An 18035-nucleotide genomic window follows, 5' to 3' on the forward strand; every position below is an offset into this window, starting at 1 on the left:
ATCCGCGCTGCGCTAGATCGTCAGCGTGACGCCGCGGCGACCGTCATGGTCGATGTCGCTCCCGACGCCGCCATTCACCACCAGCGAACGGGTCTCGTTCGGCGGCAGTAACAGGGTGATAATGCCATCGCCCCAGCTACCGGGTCCGTCGCGGCGCACGTCGACGACGATCCGGGTCGCGTCCGCCCGGCCGGCGAGATGCCAGATATCGACCGGCCCATCGCCATCGCCCGAATCCTCGACTGCCGACCAGCTGAAGGCACCGTCACGAGGCGGGAACAGCCACACGCCGCGGCGATAGGGTTCGGGCTGCCATCCGCCGCGCGCGAGATCAACCAGCATCGCCGATCCGGCGCGCGCCAGCAGCGGCGGCAATCCGTCGAGCGGCGCATCGAGCGTGACCGATGTTCCTCCGGCGATCCGCTCTCCGGTCCACACGTCGAGCCATTCCGCGCCTTCCGGCGGCCGCAAGGTTCGCGTTCCGGCACCCTGCTCCATCACCGGCGCGACCAGCAGGTTGGGCCCGAGCAGATGCTCGTCATTCTCCTCCCAGGCGATGGCGTCTTCGGGGAAGTCGAGCCAGGTCGGCCGCACCATCGGCTCATAATCGGCGTGATAGGTGTGCAACAGGTCATAGAAGAAGGGGATCAGCGTCTGGCGCAGCGCCATCAGCCGGTGGATCACGGGCAGCGCCTCCGGGTACATCCACGGCTCGTTGACGGAGCGGTCGTCATTCCAGCTATGGATGCTGAAGCGCGGCATCAACACGCCTGCCTGCACCCAGCGGATCAGCAGTTCGGGCGACGGTGCCGGTCCGGCGAAACCACCGACATCATGGCCGCTGTTCGATACGCCGGACAGCGCCAGCCCGATCGACTGGCGCGCATTATAACGTAGCGACTTCCACTCGGTCAGATTGTCGCCGCTCCAGGTCTGGGCATAACGCTGCAATCCGGCCATGCCCGACCGCGTGACGGCATAAGGACGGCGATCGGGCAGCGCCTCGGCCTGGGCGCGCCGCGACGCACGCGTCATCAACAAGGGCTGGACGGGCCGCATTTCGGCCGCGGCGCGGGGCTGGCCGAAGCCGGCGAACCGGGCGCGCGCGTCCCAGATCTCATATTCATTATTGTCGTTCCAGGTCGCGACCATCCCCTTGTCGAGCAACGCGGTCCTGACCTGCTCGCGCCACCATGTGGCGGCGCGCGGATTGGTGAAGTCGATCTGGCTGCCGACTTCGTCCCAGAATTGCACCTCGACCGGGGTGCCGTCGTCATAGGCGACGAACAGCCCCTTGGCGGCGACCTCGTCATAGCGCGGATGGCTGCGCAGCAAGGCCGGCTTGATATTGGGCACGAGCTCGACGCCCGCCTGCGCGTAGCTCGTCACGAAACCGGCCGGGTCGGGGAATTTGTCGGTGTTCCAGTTGAACACGTAGCGTTTGTCGCCGATCGACGTGTAGCCCGACGACAGATGGAACGAGGTGCAGCCGATATCGTGCTCCGCGAGTTTGTCGAGGAACCCCGTCATCTGCGCCGCGGCGTCGGGCGCGTCGGTATAGCTCATCGTCGACCCCGAATAGCCGAGCGACCAGCGCGGCATCAGTGCCGGGCGACCTGTCAGCCAGGTGAAGCGCCGGGTAACGGCCAAAGGATCCGGGCCGGCGATCATCCACAAATCCACATCGCCGGCCTCCGCCACCATATGGCGGTACCAGCCGTGATAATTGTCCATCTCGCGGCCGAAGTCGAAACGCACGTCGGCATTGGTGTCGTAGAAGGTGCCGTGGCAGCGGCCATCGGCGTCCGCGACCAGCACGTACGGGATCGATTTGTAGAGCGGATCGCTGGTCTCCGCGTCATAGCCCATGGCGTCGAGATTGGTCAGGCGGAAGCGCCGGCCCGCGCGATCATTGTCACCGCTTTTGTCGCCAAGCCCGTAGAAGCGTTCGCCGGGCCGACGCGCGACATAATGATGCGCGCGGCCGTCCCACCAGCCGAAATCATAGGCTTGGGTCGGACGGTCGGCAGCCATCAGCCGCCACGCATCGCCGTCGCGCTGTTCCCAGGTGCAATAGAGGCCATGCAGCCGGATGCTGACGCGCAGCAGCGCGGTCTCGACGATGATCCGGTCGTCACTTTGCTCCAGCCGGAAGTCGGGACAGGAGAAGCCCGCGACATCCAGGCGGTCGCGCCCGGGCTCGGCGATGTCGGCGGCGCCCGGCGCGATCGCCCAGCTCGGCGGGCTCGTCACCTTGCCATCGGCGAGCAGCAACAGCCGGACGATATCGTCCTCGAGCACGAACAGATGCGCCACCGCGCTGGTATCTGCGGTCAGCGTCAGCCGGCCGGGGCCGCGTTCGGTCAGCGCGAACAAGGGCGGGTCGGATAACACGGCGCGTCTCATGAGCGGGCTTCCATTTGCGGGAGGGACAAGCGGCGGACAAAGGCGATCAGCACGGCGGCCCCGATCAGATCGAATATGCCGAGCGCCGCGAACAAGGGTGCGTAACCGACGCGATCGGCATATTGCCCGATCAGGAACGTGAATAGCAGCCCGCCGACCCAGCCTGCCTGCCCGACAAAGCCATTGGCGGTGCCGACTTCCTCCGGCGTGAAGACATCAGCGGATAGCGTGTTGATCAGCACCGAGATCATCTGATGCGCGAACCCGCCGATGCAGAACAAGGCGATGGCGACATAAGGGCTGACAGCGAGCCCGATGCATCCGGGCGCGATCATCAATACCGCGCCCAGGCTGATCCCGAGCACGCGCGAGGGTATCAGGTTGACGTGGAAGCGCTTCATGAAGAACGGCGAAAGATATCCGCCGAGCACGCCGCCGAGATCCGCCGCCAGGAACGGCAGCCACGCAAACGCGGCGATATGCGCCAGATCCATGTGGCGCTCGGTCGCGAGATAGAGCGGGATCCAGAAGCTGAAGGTTTGCCACGCCGGTTCGGCAAGGAAGCGCGGCACCGCGATCACCCAGAAGCGCGCGGAAGACAGGATCTCGCGCGCGCTGGCCTTTCGGGCAGGGATTTTGGGGCGATCCTCCGCGATCATCGCCTGCTCGCGCGGCGTGATCGCGGGATGCTCGGTCGGCGATCGGTAAAAAGCATACCATGCGGCTGCCCAAACCAGCCCGACCGCGCCGGTGACGATAAAGGCCAGCCGCCAATTGCCCCATAAGGCGACCGCGACGACGAGCGGCGGCGCGATCAGGGCGCCGAGCGAGGTTCCGGCGTTGAACCACCCCGTCGCGATCGAGCGTTCGCGCGCCGGAAACCATTCGGCAATCGCCTTCATGCCCGACGGGATCGCCGCCGCCTCGGCCAGGCCCAGCAATCCGCGAAAGAAGGCAAGGCTGATCCATCCGCCGGCCAGCGCGTGGAGCATGTTGGCGGCGGACCATGCGATTCCGAAAAACGCGAACCCGGCACGCAGCCCGAACCGGTCGACGATGTAGCCGGCGATCGGCTGCATGACGGTATAAGCGAGCTGGAACGCCATGACGACATAGCTGTATTGCGCGGTAGAGATCGACATCGACGTCTTGAGCTCGGGGGCCAGCACACCGAGCGAATTGCGCGCGAGGTAATTGGCGATCGTGCCGGCGCAGATCAGCGCGACGATCCACCAGCGCAAATGCGGTATCCGCTTCACGATCCTCTCCCCAGCCCGCGGCGTTGTCCGCTGGCATGCGGCGTAGCGCCTCCGGTGGGATTTGTCGATATTGGTCAGACCAGTGAGCAGGCCAGATCGACAAGTGGCCTGCCAGCTGCTCGAATCTTCGTCCCGGCCGCCATTCGGTGGCCGCCTCGAGCCCACACGCGCTTGACCAGCTAGATTAATACTTCAATTAGATAAATAAATAGAGCGAACAGCTCGGGTGCGGTTGGAGACAGCTTGATGGGCACGCCGAAGGAACGCGTCAATTGGAACGCAGTGGGCACTGCCAGCCTGGGCGGATTGCTGTTCGGTTTCGATACGGCGGTTATCTCCGGCGTTACCGAGGCGCTGCGGGGCGTGTTCGGGCTCAGCGCGATCGGGCTTGGGACGGCGGTATCGGCGGCATTGATCGGGACGCTGATCGGCGCGCTCGGGGCGGGCAAGCCGGGCGACCGATATGGCAGCCGGGCCGTACTGATCTGGATCGCGGTCGCTTATATCATCTCGGCTTTAGGCTCGGCGATGAGCTGGAATCTCGTGGCGTTCGTCGCGTTCCGGTTCCTCGGCGGCCTGGCGATCGGCGGTTCGTCGGTGCTCGCCCCGGTCTATATCGCCGAGGTGAGCCCGGCGGCACGGCGCGGATTCCTGGTCGCGCTGTTCCAGCTCAATGTCGTGATCGGCATTCTGGTCGCCTATATCAGCAATTTCGTGATCGGCCGGCTGGTGACGACCGATCTCGCCTGGCAAATCAAGCTCGGCATCGCTGCCCTTCCGGCTATCCTGTTCCTGATCATGCTGTTGCGCATCCCGCCGTCGCCGCGCTGGCTGGCGCAACGCGGGCGCGACGAGGATGCGCTGGCGGCGATTGCCCAGCTCGGGATGGGCGACCCGCAGGCGATCATCGCCGAGTTCCGCAGCGATCAGGTCGAGACCTCGAATACGCGGCTCAGCTGGGCGGCTTACCGCAAGCCGATCCTGCTCGCGATCGGCGTCGCGGCGTTCAATCAACTCTCCGGGATCAACGCGATCCTCTATTATCTCGGCGATATCTTCGCCGCCGCCGGGTTCGATCGGTTATCGGCCGACCTGCAATCGGTCGCGATCGGCGTCGCCAATCTGCTGGCGACCTTTGTCGGCATGACGGTGATCGACCGCGCGGGGCGCAAGCCGCTGCTGCTGATCGGCGCCGCGGGCACCGGACTCGCGCTGGCGGCGGTGGCGACGATCTATTCGACGGGGCGGGGACAGGCGCTGCTGCTTCCCGCGTTGATCGGTTTCATTCTGTTCTTCGCGATTTCGCAGGGGGCGGTGATCTGGGTCTATCTGTCGGAGATTTTCCCGACCGCGGTGCGCGCGCGCGGCCAGGCGCTGGGCAGCGCGACGCATTGGGGAATGAATGCGCTGATCGCGTTCGGTTTCCCGGTGGTCGCGCGCTATACTCAGGCGGCACCCTTCTGGTTCTTCGCGGCGGCAATGGCCGTGCAATTCCTCGTCGTCTGGCGCTTCTTCCCCGAGACGCGCGGGGTCACGCTGGAAGCGATGGAGGATGCCATCAACCAACCCCGAGCAAAGGCGGCGTAATGGCCAGAATTGAAACCATATTGGGGACATTCCGCATTGGCGTTCTCGACCGCGGCCAGCTAATTCGTATGACTATGCTCATGGTCATCCGTCGCCTCGTGATTCAACAAGAAGTGGGGATCACCCGCGCTCGGGCAATAAGGATGCACGGATGACCCAGCCGACAACCCGCCTCAGGCTCTCGGGCACCAACCTGGAGCGCGCCGCCGACCACAACCAGCGCGTCACGCTCCATGCGATCCGCATCAACGGCTTGCTGACCCGAGTGGAACTCGCCGAGATTACCGGGCTGACCGCGCCGGCCATCGCCAACATCACCAAGCGCCTGCTCGCGGACGGCTTGATCGAGGAGGCGGGCCAGCGCCGCGGCGGGCGTGGCCAGCCGCCGACCAAGCTCGTCATCAATCGCGATGCCTGCCACTCGATCGGCGTCAATATCGACCGCGACCACATCACCATCGTGCTGGTCAACTTCGCCGGCGAGACCTTGGCCCGCGTGTCGGAGGAAGTGAATTTCGCGCTGCCCGACCATGTCCGCTCGCTCTATCGGCGATCGATCAAGGAGATGATGCGGTCGGCGGGGATCAAGGAGGCGAGCCTGGTCGGTCTGGGCGTGGCGGTCCCCGACGATCTCGGTCTGGTCGATCTGCCGGGGCGTCCCGCAGACTATGCCAAGTGGGACAAGATCGACATGGGCGATCTGTTCGACAAACCCTTCTCGCTGCCGATCTTCGTCGAGAATGACGCTGCGGCCGCCGCGATGGGGGAAATGCAGCTCGGCCTTGGGCAGAAGCACAGCACTTTCTTTTACATCCTTATCTCATCGGGGCTGGGCGGCGGCCTCGTCATCGATGGCGCCTATTTCCGTGGCGTCGACGGCCGCAGCGGAGAACTGGGCTTCATGCACGCGCCTGGCAGCGGTCCGCGCGATCAGATCCAGAATCTCGTATCGCTGTCGGGCCTGGCCGGGCATCTCGAGCGCGACGGGTTGAGCCTCGCCGATGTGATGGGCGTGGCGAAGCTGTCGCCGGCGGCCGAGACGTGCGTCGATGGATGGATCAGCCAGGCAGCCGAGCAGCTCTACGTCCCGCTCGAGGCGGTGAATTGCCTGATCAATCCCGGCGTCGTGCTGGTCGGTGGGCGCTTGCCGAGCGCGATCGTCGAGCGTCTGGCGGAACGAGCACACGATCTGTTGCGCGACCAGGCGACCAACGTGCCGGTGATCGCGCCGGTGGCACGTGCCGCCTTGTCGGACGACGCGCCCGCGGTTGGAGCGGCCATCCTGCCGTTCAGCCATTTCCTGCTGCCCAAGCCCGGCGCCTTGTGGAAAGTGCCGGCGACCAGCAACACCAACGGCCGAGCTATCCAGCCGGCGCGCTGAGCGCGATCGACGCGTAAACAGCGTCGATCCATCCGGCTTCACCGACAGATAACGTACGGCACGGGCGAGCTTTTTTTGCCGTACTAATTCAATTGACAAAATACTTAATTTAATCGACGGTACTGCTCGACGCCGTTGGAAACAGGACCAATGGGGTGGTCGCCAGGGGCAGCAATAGCTCCGAGAACCAGGGGAGGTACCGTGGGTATCCGCCAGAAGCTTGCATGGCCGGATGGGCAGGGTCGCAGCGCTCGCCTGTTGCTATTGCCGCTGAGCCTGTCGCTCGCCTTGTCGGGGGCGGCGGTCGTCAGCGCGCAGACGGCTCCCGCCAAAGCCCCGGTCGATGAGGTCAATCCGCTGGTTGGCACCGCGCCGCTCGACCGGCCTGAGTTGATCGGCAACGCACCGCCGCCGGGCGAGCCGGTCTATTCCGGCCAGACCTCGCCCGGCGCGCGCCTGCCGCACAGTTCGGTCGAGGCGGCGCCGATCAACAACAATATCGCGCTGACCTATCCGAACGGCGTCGAGGTTCCCTATTATTACACCAATCCGACGATGATCGGATTTTCCGGCGGCGGCGGGTCGTCCTATGGCGGCCGCGCAGAGCCGATCATCATGCCGGTGGTTGGCGACTGGTCGGTGCCCCCTGCCTATTCGCAATCCTATTACGACAAGTCGCGCGAGATCGCGTCGCCGGGCTATTATTCGGTCTATCTCGACACGTTCCGGACGACGGCCGAACTGACCGCCACGCAATGGGCGAGCCTGATGCGGTTCACCTTTCCCGCAAGCGACCGGTCGAACGTGCTGATCAACTTTCCCGAACATGGCGGCGATATCGAGATCGTCGGCGACCAGATGGTGCGGGGCGTGTCGAAGGATAGCGGCGGCGCGGACGGCGCCTATTTCGTCGCCCTGTTCTCCAAGCCGTTCGCCAGCCTGGGAACCTTCAGCAAGGCGCCCGGCGACGCCAAGGGCTGGGGTATCGGCGACAAAAGGGTCGAGCCCGGCCAGCGCACGATCTCCGGCAGTTTTGCGGGCGGCTACATCACCTTTCGCACCAAGGCGGGCGAGAAGGTGCTGATGAAGATCGCGCACGGTACCAGCTACGCCCAGGCCGAGCAGCGCCTGCGCGACGAATTACCCGGCTGGAATTTCGATGGCGTTCGCAACGCGGCGCGCGGTGCCTGGTCGAAACTGCTCGATCGCGTCCAGGTGGCCGGCGGGACGCCCAAGCAGCGGATGCTGTTCTATTCGACCTTGTTCCAGTCGTTCGCCAGCCCGCGCCTGGTTGCCGCCAAGGGAGAGAAGTTCACCGACACCAACGGCAAGGTGCAGACCGCGACGCACGATCGCTACGGCCCGGTGCCGTTCTGGGATACCGGCCGCAACCAGATCGTCCTGCTCGAATTGCTGGAGCCGGAGACGATGCGCGACATCATGCAGTCCGAACTCGATATGGCGCGCGAAAAGGGCTTCATGAACACGTCGTTCCACGGCGACAATGCGGTGTTCATGTATTTGGGCGCGTGGGAGCGCGGCATCCCGTTCGACTATCCGGCGGCGTATGAATATCTCCGCAAGAACGCGACCGATCCCGCCGGCCCGCGCCATTATCTCGCCGAGTACGACAAGAACGGCTGGATCGCGGATGTCGTCCCCGACCACAATCCCAGCCCGCCTTATGCCGGCGGCAAGGCGGGGGCTGCGACCACGCTCGAATATGCCTGGGACGATTTCGCGATGGCGCAATATGCCAGGCGGCTCGGGAAGATGGACGATTACGCCCTGTTCCTGAAGCGGGCGCACAATTACGCCAACGTGTTCGACAAATCGGTTGGCTTCGTCCGCGGCCGGACCGCCGACGGCAAGTGGATTTCGCCGTTCGATCCGGGCGAACCCTATTACAATTTCATGATGAAGGAGGCGTCGGGCTGGTCGACCTTGTGGCTGGTGCCGCATGACGTCAACGGGCTGGCCAGGTTGCTTGGCGGCCGCCAGGCCTTCACCGCCAAGCTCGATCGGTTCTTCTCCACGCCCTACAATCCCAAGGGCATCTGCCGCGATTGCACCGGGCTGATCGGCCAATATGTCCAGGGCAACCAGCCCGACCAGCAGGCCGCTTATTATTACGACTGGGGCGGCCAGCCGTGGAAGACGCAGGCGCTGACTCGCCGGATCCTCGCCGAAATGTATGGCAGCGACGCGTCGGGCTATGGCTATCCCGGAATGGACGATCAGGGCGCGACATCGTCCTGGTACGTGCTGAGCGCGATGGGATTCTATCCGGTCGATCCGTCGAACCAGAATTACATCATCGCCAGCCCGATCTTCGACGACGTCAAGCTGCAGATGGGCAACGGCAAGACGCTGGAGGTCGAGGCCAGGAACAACTCCGCCACGAACATGTACATCCAGTCGGCAACGCTCAACGGCCGGCCGTGGAGCAAGCCGTGGTTCAGCCATGACGATATCAAGGATGGCGCCAAGCTGGTGCTGACCATGGGCCCAACGCCGAACAAGAATTGGGGCGCGGCGCCGGCCGACGCGCCGCCATCTATGTCGCCGATGCCCTGACCCGCCGTACCCCTTTGCCTCCGTTCCCCTCCCCCCTCGACGGAGGCAAGAGCCCAGGGCTGCGCCAGCCCGCGCGCCCTGGGCTCACCAATTTGATCGCTGACCGATGGTCCAACGCTCGAGGAGAAACGCCATGCGCACGCTAATCGCAGCAATCGCGTCGATGATCCTGGCGATCAGCGCGATCGACACCGCGGCGCAGACTGCTCCAGCGGGCGATAGCGTCTATGCCGGTGACCTGATGACCCGGTGGGGCAAGGACGTCACGCCCGACAATGCCTGGCGCAGCTATCCCCGGCCGCAACTGAAGCGGGAGCGCTGGCTCAATCTCAACGGCTTGTGGGACTATGCGATCGCCAGGGATTCGGCGCCGCAGCCGGCCCGAATGGATGGCCAGATCCTGGTGCCCTATCCGGTCGAATCGAAATTGTCGCGCGTCGCCCGCAAGGTCACGCCCGACGATCGCATCTGGTATCGCCGCAGCTTCACCGTGCCGCAGGATTGGGCGGGCGAGCACGTCATGCTCAATTTCGGCGCGGTCGATTTTGCCGCGACGATCTGGGTCAATGGCGTCGTCGTCGGGTCGCACAAAGGCGGCTTCGACACGTTCGGGTTCGACGTCACCGATTATCTGAAGCCCGGCCGCAACGACCTGATCGTGCAGGTCGCCGATCCGACCAGCGCCGGCACGCAGCCCCGCGGCAAGCAGATCCTCGATCCCTCGGGCATCTGGTACACCGCGGTCAGCGGCATCTGGCAAACGGTGTGGCTCGAGCCCGTGCCCAAACTCCATATCGAGGACGTTCGCGCGACGCCCGACATCGACCGCGGAGTCGTCGATGTCGCGGTTGCATTGAGCGGATGGGCGAACGACACCGATGCGGTAAAGCTCACGGAGAGCGCCGGCGGCAAGGTGATCGCGTCGACGATCATCCGGGCCAATCGCCGCGCGACGCTGGCGATTCCCAATGCTCGCTTGTGGTCGCCCGAAGATCCCTATCTCTATGACCTCAAGGCCGAGTTGGTGACCGTCGCCGATCCCTATGCCGGGCAGGAGGAGCGCGATCGCAAGGCTTATGACGCGCGCTTCACCGCGGGCGAGGATCGGACTTATGCCGCGGCGCGCATCGCCGGCACGCCGCGCGATACGGTCGACGCCTATTTCGCGATGCGCAAGATTTCGGTCGGTCCGGGCAACGTCGCGGGGCAACCGGCGATGCTGCTCAACAACAAGCCGCTCTTTCAGAACGGCACGCTCGACCAGGGCTGGTGGCCCGACGGCCTCTACACCCCGCCGTCCGAAGAGGCGATGAAGAGCGACTTGGTCTTTCTCAAAAAGGCCGGATTCAACATGCTGCGCAAGCACATCAAGGTCGAGCCGGCGCGCTATTATTACGACGCCGATCACCTCGGTATGTTGATCTGGCAGGACATGCCGTCCGGCGGCGGTGAGGATCAATTCGTCACCGGAACCAGCAAAAGCCAGGCAGTGCTGTCGTCGGATGCGATGGCGGAAAACCAGAACGAACTCGCCGCAATGATCGGCGACCTGCGCGGCTTTCCCTCGATCGTGATGTGGGTGGTCAACAATGAGGGCTGGGGGCAGTATGATTCCGCGACCCTGGCCCGATACGTCAAGGGCATGGACCCTGGCCGGCTGGTTGATGCCGATAGCGGCTGGCTCGACGTCGCGCCCGGCGCCTCGGACGTGTTCGACATCCACACCTATGAGGATGTGCCCAATACTCCGACGCGCCAGTCTGCCCGCGCGATCGTGATCGGCGAATATGGCGGCATCGGCATGCCGATTGCGGGTCATATCTGGCGGCCCGGAAAGAAGAATTGGGGCTATCAGGTGGCGACCGGCGAGGAGGATTATCTCGCCCGTTTCCGCCGCAAGATGGCCGGGGTCATTCGCGCCGCGCGCGAGGATGGACTGAGCGCCTCGATTTATACCCAGACGACCGATGTCGAGGACGAGATCAACGGCCTGCTGACCTATGATCGCGCGCGCGCCAAGGCGTCGCCGGAGGCCTTGTCGGCAATCGCGGCTCCGCTGCGGGCGTTGCCGGATGCGAAGTAATACACTGAATTAATAAGACAAAATCTTAGATTGCGATGAGGGCGGAGCTGCGCCCGAGCACCAAAAATCACGCCGGACAATTTAATTGACAAATTGCTTTTTATATTCTGAATTGCGCCGCGACAGGTTGGCGGACGGGCTTCGAGCCCTGCCGCGGCGTCGAACGAAAAGAAAAACGGAGGGCGATAACGCCCTCACTCATGGAAGAGGGAAGATCCATATGAGCATTCGTCACATCGATCTTGGCTTGGGCACAGCATGCACCCGGTCGCGGGCCAGGCTGATTCGCGACCTCATGCTGACCGCCGGCGCGGCAATTGGTTTCTCGGGCGGTTTCTCCGGCATCGCGCAGGCGCAGACTGCGCCCGCCGTACCCGCTACGCCCGACGCTAGCGCGCAACCCGCCGATCCCCAGGCTGCCGACTCGGCCGGCGAAATCACCATCACCGGATATCGCCAGTCGATCGAAGCCAGCTTGCGGACCAAGCGCGAGGCCAACGCCTTTATCGACGTCATCACTGCCGAGGATGTCGGCAAATTCCCCGACAAGAACGTCGCCGATGCGCTGCAGCGCGTGCCGGGCGTCATCATTTCCCGCGACGGCGGCGAAGGCTCGCGAGTCAGCATTCGCGGCCTGAATTCCGATCTGACGCTGACCGAGCTCAACGGCAATTTCATCGCCGGCACCGACTCCGGCGATCCGTCGCGCTCGTTCAACTATTTGCTGCTGCCGTCGAGCATGATCGGCAGCGTCGAGGTCTACAAGTCGCCTGAAGCGCGGCTCGACGAAGGCGGGGTCGGCGGCACCGTCATCCTGCGCACGCGCCGGCCGCTCGATCTCAAGCCCTGGTCGGGTTTCGTTTCGGCTGAGGGTACCGATTCGGACGTCACCGACAAGATCGAACCGCAGCTCACCGGTCAGATTTCATGGCGCAACGACGCCGGCACGATCGGCCTGCTGGTCGGCGGCAGCTGGCAGAAGCGCACCAACCGCGAGATGGATGGCTCGACCGAGAGTTGGCAATGGTGGACCGATGGTGGCCGCAACGGCAAGCCGGCGACCGACGTCAACGGCAACGTGCTGCCCAACCAGGACGCGATCACCTATTGGTCGGAGGACAAGGCCCCGACTACGCAATCGGGTCAGCATTATAACGGCTATTGGGCGCCGCAGTCGGTCAACGAGCAGATCACCACCGACAAGCGCGAGCGCATCGGCATTCAGGCGACGATCGACTTCAAGCCGTTCGACAATCTGCGCCTCACCGCCAATTATTTCCGCTTCCAGCTCAATCGCACGCAAGAAGACAATGTACTGAAGATCCCCGAATGGGGCTATGGCAACTTCTTCACTGGCGCGAAGTTCGACAAGAGCGGCACGGTCATGCAGTCGGCGACCTTCCAGGTGCCGCCGGCGGGACAGGGCTGCTCCGCCAACACTCCGATCTGTACGATGGAAACGCCGCAGCTGTCGGCCATCTATCAGCGCGAAAAGCAGATCTCGAACACCTACGACCTGCATGGCGATTGGAATCTCGGCCACCTTGCCGTGTCGTTCGTGGTCGGCAAGACGAAGTCGACCGGCGGTCCGTCGCAACAGATGAAAGTCGCGGTGAAGCCTCGCCTGACTGGTGCCGTCACGCAGAACGGCAACTTCCTGAGCAGCTGGGACTTCAGCGGCGGCGACCTGGGCATGACCTTCTCGCCCGATGTGCAGAAGAACATCCTGGCGGGTATCGCCCAGGTCGATACCGGGTCGACCGGATCGGGCTATACCAACAGCAGCATCGAGCAGCGCTACGCCCAGATCGACGTGACGCGCACCTTCGATGATTTCTTCATCAGCTCGATCCAGGTTGGCGGCAAGTGGCGCGACGGCCGCGTCCAGCGTTCGACCGGAGAGCAGGATTGGTATGCCGATCCGGCCACGCTGCTGCGCTTCCAGGACACGCCGCAGGGCGCGGTGGCGCAGCCGTCCTTCTTCTACAGCAATCCGATCAGCAATATCCCCGGCGGGTTCACGGCGTCGTCCTTCCCGGCGATCAACATGACCAGCTACCTGAACTATCTGAACTCGACCTATGGTCAGGCCGTGAAGGTCCCGCAGCCGCAGAACCTCTACAGGATCGGGGAGAAGATCTGGGCCGGTTATGCCCAGCTGAACTTCAAGTCGGGTCCGATCCGCGGCAATATCGGCATCCGCATCGCGAACACGAAGCAGACGGGCACGTCGACCGATACGCTGTATTTCGAGAACGACTATTGCGTCGACGGCCCCGGCGGCCCGTTCGATCCCAACCGGCCGATCGGCCCGGACGGCAATTGCCAGGTCATCCCGCAGAGCCAGCGCGAAGTCCGCGTTTTCAGCCCGAACAGCGAGTCCAAGAGCTATACGGACGTGCTGCCGAGCTTCAACATCTCGTGGGACGTGACGCCGAACCTGTTGGTCCGCGCCGCGGTCTCGAAGGTGGTCGCGCGCCCCGCCTATAACGACCTCGCTTCGGCGCGCTCGCTGACGTTCCATTCAGACGCTTACACCTTCGATCGCGCGCAGTTCGGCGAGCGGGCCGGCTGGTCGGGTGACGGCGGCAATTTCAATCTCTCGCCATTCTCGGCCTGGGCGTATGACATCGGTGCGGAATGGTATTTCCACCCGGGTTCGGTGCTCGGCGTCGCGGCGTTCCGCAAGGATGTGAAGAACTTCGTCGTGCCGCTGGTGCTCGACCTGAACCAGGAAGTGCAGGGGCAGACCGTGCTGGTCCAGTCCTATTCGACCCAGGCGAACGGCTCGAGCGCCAAGTCGGAAGGTGTCGAAGTCTATGCACAGCACACTTTGTCGTTCGGCCTCGGTGCGCAGGTGAACTTCACCTATAACCACACATCGGTCGCCGACGTCTCGCTCGACGGCAAGAAGATCGGCACCTCGCCGCTGGTCGGCAGCGCCAAGACGCAGTGGAATGCCTCGCTATTCTACGAAAAGGGACCGGTGCTGTTGCGGGCGTCGTACAACCGGCGCGGCGAGCGCGTGCAGGGGCTGGTGTCGGGGCTCAACGTCTATGACGACCCGTACCAGCAGGTCGACCTCAACGCCTCGGTTGAAGTGTTCCACAATCTCACGATCACCGGCGCGGTGATCAACCTCACCAAGGAGACGGCGAGGTCGCATTTGGGCAACGACACCAAGGCCCGCTACTATTCATCGCAATACACCGGTCGCCGCTTCTATCTTGGCGCCTCGTACAAGTTCTGATCGATCGTAACCGGGACGGCGGTTCCTCTCCACCGCCGTCCCAACCAAGGGGGCCGAGACGGCATGCGAAGGATAGCGATGCGCCTTGCCGCGGCGGGGCTTGCGCTGGCGGTGCCGCATCCCGTGCTCGCATCCAACCCGATCGTGCCCGGCTGGTATGCCGATCCCGAAATCCGCATCTTCGCCGGACGATATTGGATCTATCCGACCTATTCGGACGATAGCGGCAAGCCCGATCCCATGCCGCCGTTCACCGCCGCCCAAACGGCGAAACGCGCCAAGCCGAAGATCCGTCCGGAATATCTCAAGCAGACGTTCCTCGACGCGTTTTCCTCACCTGATCTCGTCCATTGGACGCGGCATCGGCACGTGCTCGATATCGCCAGCATCAAATGGGGGGCCTATGCGGTATGGGCGCCGTCGGCGATTGAGCGTGACGGCAAATATTACCTTTTCTTCGGCGCCAACGACATTCAGAGCGACAAGGAAACCGGCGGCATCGGCCTGGCCGTGTCGGACAGTCCCGGCGGACCGTTTCGCGACGCGATCGGCCATCCGCTGGTGCCCGCCTTCCACAATGGCGCGCAGCCGATCGATCCCTTCGTCTATCGCGACGACGATGGCCGGACCTACCTCTATTACGGCGGCTGGGGCCATTGTAACGTCGTCCGGCTGAGCCCCGATCTGAAGTCGGTGGAACCCTATCCGGACGGTACGACATGGAAGGAAATCACCCCGCCCGGCTATGTCGAGGGCTCCTTCGTGATCAAGCGCAAGGGGATCTATTATCTGATGTGGTCGGAGGGCGGCTGGACCGGCCCCGATTATCGCGTCGCCTATGCGACCGGCAAAAGCCCGCTCGGTCCATTCGAGCCGAGGGGCACCATCCTCGCACAGGATTTCCACATCGCCAGCGGCGCGGGGCACCATTCGGTAGTCAACGTGCCGGGCACCGACGATTGGTACATCGTCTATCATCGCCGGCCGCTCGGCGACGACAATGGCGACCACCGCCAACTGGCGATCGATCGCATGACGTTCAATGCCGACGGGACCATCGCACCGGTGGTCATGACCAATGAAGGCATCGCGCCGCGGCCGCTGTCGGCCATCATGAAAAAGGGACGCCGATCGTGATCAGGACCATCGTGACCTTGCTGAGCGCAGGTGCCTTGCTGTCGTCGCCCGTCATCGGCAGCGCAGCGCCCGCCTTCGCGCAGTCCGTCGCGACGCCGCGGCCCGCTTTGGTCGATCTGATCAACCCGCTGATGGGCACCGACAGCGACCATGCTCTGTCCTATGGCAACACCTATCCGGCGATCGCGGTGCCCTGGGGGATGAATTTCTGGACGCCGGTGACCGGCAAGATGGGCAGCGGCTGGGGCTACACCTATGCCGCGAAAAAGATCAACGGCATCAAGCAGACGCATCAGCCCAGCCCCTGGATGAACGACTACGCCGCGCTCGCTTTGTTCGCCGAGACCGGTCCGCTCAAGATCGAGCAGGAGGATCGCGCTAGCTGGTTCAGCCACAAGGCGGAGGAGGCCCGTCCGTACGGCTACAAGGTCTATCTGGCCGATTACGACGTCACCGCCGAAGTTACCCCGACCGCGCGCGCGGCGCAATTCCGCTTCACGTTTCCCAAGAGCGACGACGCGCACATCCTGATCGACGGCCAGGACGGCGGATCGATGGTGACGATCGATCCGGCCAAGCGGCGGATCACCGGCTATGTCCGCAACAATAGCGGCGGCGTGCCCGACAATTTCCACAATTACTTCGTCGCCGAATTCGACCACGATTTCACCGTCACTCGCACCTGGGACGACAATTACCAGCTCTCCGCCGCCAAGACGCGCGAAGGGGGCCATGTCGGCGCGGTGGTCAGCTTCAAGACCGCGGCGGGGGAGCAGGTCGGCGTGAAGGTTGCGTCGTCGTTCATCAGCCCCGAACAGGCGGCGCGCAATCTCGACGCGGAGGTCGGCAAGGACAGTTTCGACCAGACCCAGGCCAAGGCGAAGCAGGCGTGGGAAACGCAGCTGGCGCGCGTCCGGGTCGAGGATCCCAATCTCGATAATCGCCGGACCTTCTACTCGGCGCTCTATCGCATGCTGCAATTCCCGCGGATGTTCTACGAGATCGATGCCACGGGAAAGCCGGTCCATTACAGCCCCTATGACGGCAAGGTCCATGCCGGCTTCATGTACACCGACAACGGCTTCTGGGACACGTGGCGCGCGGTCTTCCCGTTCTTCGCGATGATGTATCCCGAGCGCGACAGCGAGATGATGCAGGGCTTGGCCAACACGGTCAAAGAGGGCGGCTGGCTGCCCGAATGGGCGAGCCCCGGCTATCGCGACGTGATGATCGGGTCGAACTCGGCGAACATCATCGCCGATGCTTATGCCAATGGCGTGCGTGGCTTCGATGTCGAAACGCTCTACAAGGCGATGGTCAAGAACGCGACGACCAGCGCGGGCCGCCCGACCGACAAGAAGGGCGAGGTTGTGAGCGCCGTCGGCCGCGAGGGCGTCGAATATTATAACCGGCTCGGGTACGTGCCCTACGATGTCGGCATCAACGAAAATGCCGCGCGGACGCTCGAATATACGACCGCCGATTTCTCGCTGTCGAGGCTCGCCGCTGCGCTCGGCAAGACCGAGGATGCGAAGCTTTATGCCCAACGCGCGCAGAATTACCGCAAGCTCTACGATCCGCAGAGCGGGTGGATGCGCGGACGCAACAAGGACGGGTCGTGGGAGACGCCGTTCAATCCCTACAAATGGGGTGATGCCTTCACCGAGGGGAATGCACTGCACTACACCTGGGCCGTGATGCAGGATACGCAGGGGCTGATCGACCTGATGGGCGGCGACAGGAAGTTCGTCGATCGGCTCGACGGCATCTTCACTACCCCGCCGATCTTCGACGACAGCTATTATGGCTCGGTGATCCACGAAACGCGCGAGATGCAGATCGTCAACATGGGCCAATATGCCCATGGCAATCAGCCGATCCAGCACATGATCTATCTCTACGACTGGGCCGGTGCGCCGTGGAAAGCGCAATATCGCGCCCGCGACGTGATGAAGCGGCTCTATTCGGCGACTCCCGATGGCTATCCCGGCGACGAGGATAACGGGCAGACCTCGGCTTGGTATGTCTGGTCCGCGCTCGGCTTCTATCCGGTGACGCCGACGGTCGGCCAATATGCGATCGGCAGCCCGCTGTTCCAGAAGGTCACTTTGGCCTTGCCCAACGGCAAGACGCTGGCGATCGAGGCCGAGAATAACAGCCCCGACAATGTCTATATCCAGTCGGTGACGCTCAACGGCGCACCGCACGATATGGCCTATTTCACCCGCGAGGCGTTGGCGCAGGGCGGCACGCTGCGGTTCGTGATGGGGCCGACGCCGAACAAGCAATGGGCGAGCACCAAGGCGGCCGCGCCCTTCTCGATGAGCGCTCCCGCCAAGTGACCCGGAGAAAGAC

The 18035-nt window shown here is 63.8% G+C and carries 9 protein-coding genes; 7 read left to right on the forward strand and 2 right to left on the reverse strand.

Annotation, left to right across the window (positions count from 1 at the left end; genetic code table 11):
- Positions 1-12 precede the first annotated feature (12 nt).
- Together AC1DQQ_RS14875 and AC1DQQ_RS14880 are read right to left on the reverse strand one after the other, a co-directional pair.
- Positions 13-2406 carry a glycoside hydrolase family 31 protein gene (locus AC1DQQ_RS14875; protein ID WP_478045619.1) on the reverse strand — a complete coding sequence of 798 codons (2394 nt, stop codon included), beginning with the start codon at positions 2404-2406 and terminating at the stop codon, positions 13-15.
- The gene (locus AC1DQQ_RS14880) at positions 2403-3665 is read right to left on the reverse strand and encodes an MFS transporter (protein WP_478045620.1); all 1263 of its coding nucleotides are present in this window, start codon (positions 3663-3665) and stop codon (positions 2403-2405) included. Before AC1DQQ_RS14880 ends, AC1DQQ_RS14875 begins: the two co-directional genes overlap by 4 nt.
- Before the next feature lie 246 nt (positions 3666-3911).
- Here AC1DQQ_RS14880 and AC1DQQ_RS14885 point away from each other — a divergent pair, with 246 nt between their 5' ends.
- From AC1DQQ_RS14885 to AC1DQQ_RS14915, 7 genes are all read left to right on the forward strand, one after another.
- Positions 3912-5252 carry a sugar porter family MFS transporter gene (locus tag AC1DQQ_RS14885; protein ID WP_478045621.1) on the forward strand — a complete coding sequence of 447 codons (1341 nt, stop codon included), beginning with the start codon at positions 3912-3914 and terminating at the stop codon, positions 5250-5252.
- 151 nt (positions 5253-5403) lie between these two features.
- Complete coding sequence (locus tag AC1DQQ_RS14890) at positions 5404-6633, forward strand: ROK family transcriptional regulator (protein WP_478029689.1); 1230 nt, start codon at positions 5404-5406, stop codon at positions 6631-6633.
- A gap of 201 nt (positions 6634-6834) precedes the next feature.
- Positions 6835-9210, forward strand: a complete 2376-nt coding sequence (locus AC1DQQ_RS14895) for a GH92 family glycosyl hydrolase (protein ID WP_478045622.1) — start codon at positions 6835-6837, stop codon at positions 9208-9210.
- 133 nt (positions 9211-9343) lie between these two features.
- Positions 9344-11293 carry a glycoside hydrolase family 2 protein gene (locus tag AC1DQQ_RS14900; RefSeq protein ID WP_478045623.1) on the forward strand — a complete coding sequence of 650 codons (1950 nt, stop codon included), beginning with the start codon at positions 9344-9346 and terminating at the stop codon, positions 11291-11293.
- Positions 11294-11513: 220 nt separating this feature from the next.
- The gene (locus AC1DQQ_RS14905) at positions 11514-14543 is read left to right on the forward strand and encodes a TonB-dependent receptor (protein WP_478045624.1); all 3030 of its coding nucleotides are present in this window, start codon (positions 11514-11516) and stop codon (positions 14541-14543) included.
- Positions 14544-14621: 78 nt separating this feature from the next.
- Complete coding sequence (locus AC1DQQ_RS14910; protein WP_478045625.1) at positions 14622-15680, forward strand: glycoside hydrolase family 43 protein; 1059 nt, start codon at positions 14622-14624, stop codon at positions 15678-15680.
- A 53-nt stretch (positions 15681-15733) separates the two neighbouring features.
- Positions 15734-18022 carry a GH92 family glycosyl hydrolase gene (locus AC1DQQ_RS14915; RefSeq protein ID WP_478042476.1) on the forward strand — a complete coding sequence of 763 codons (2289 nt, stop codon included), beginning with the start codon at positions 15734-15736 and terminating at the stop codon, positions 18020-18022.
- Positions 18023-18035: the final 13 nt, after the last annotated feature.

This window comes from Sphingomonas sp. P4_G3 (genome assembly GCF_056401105.1).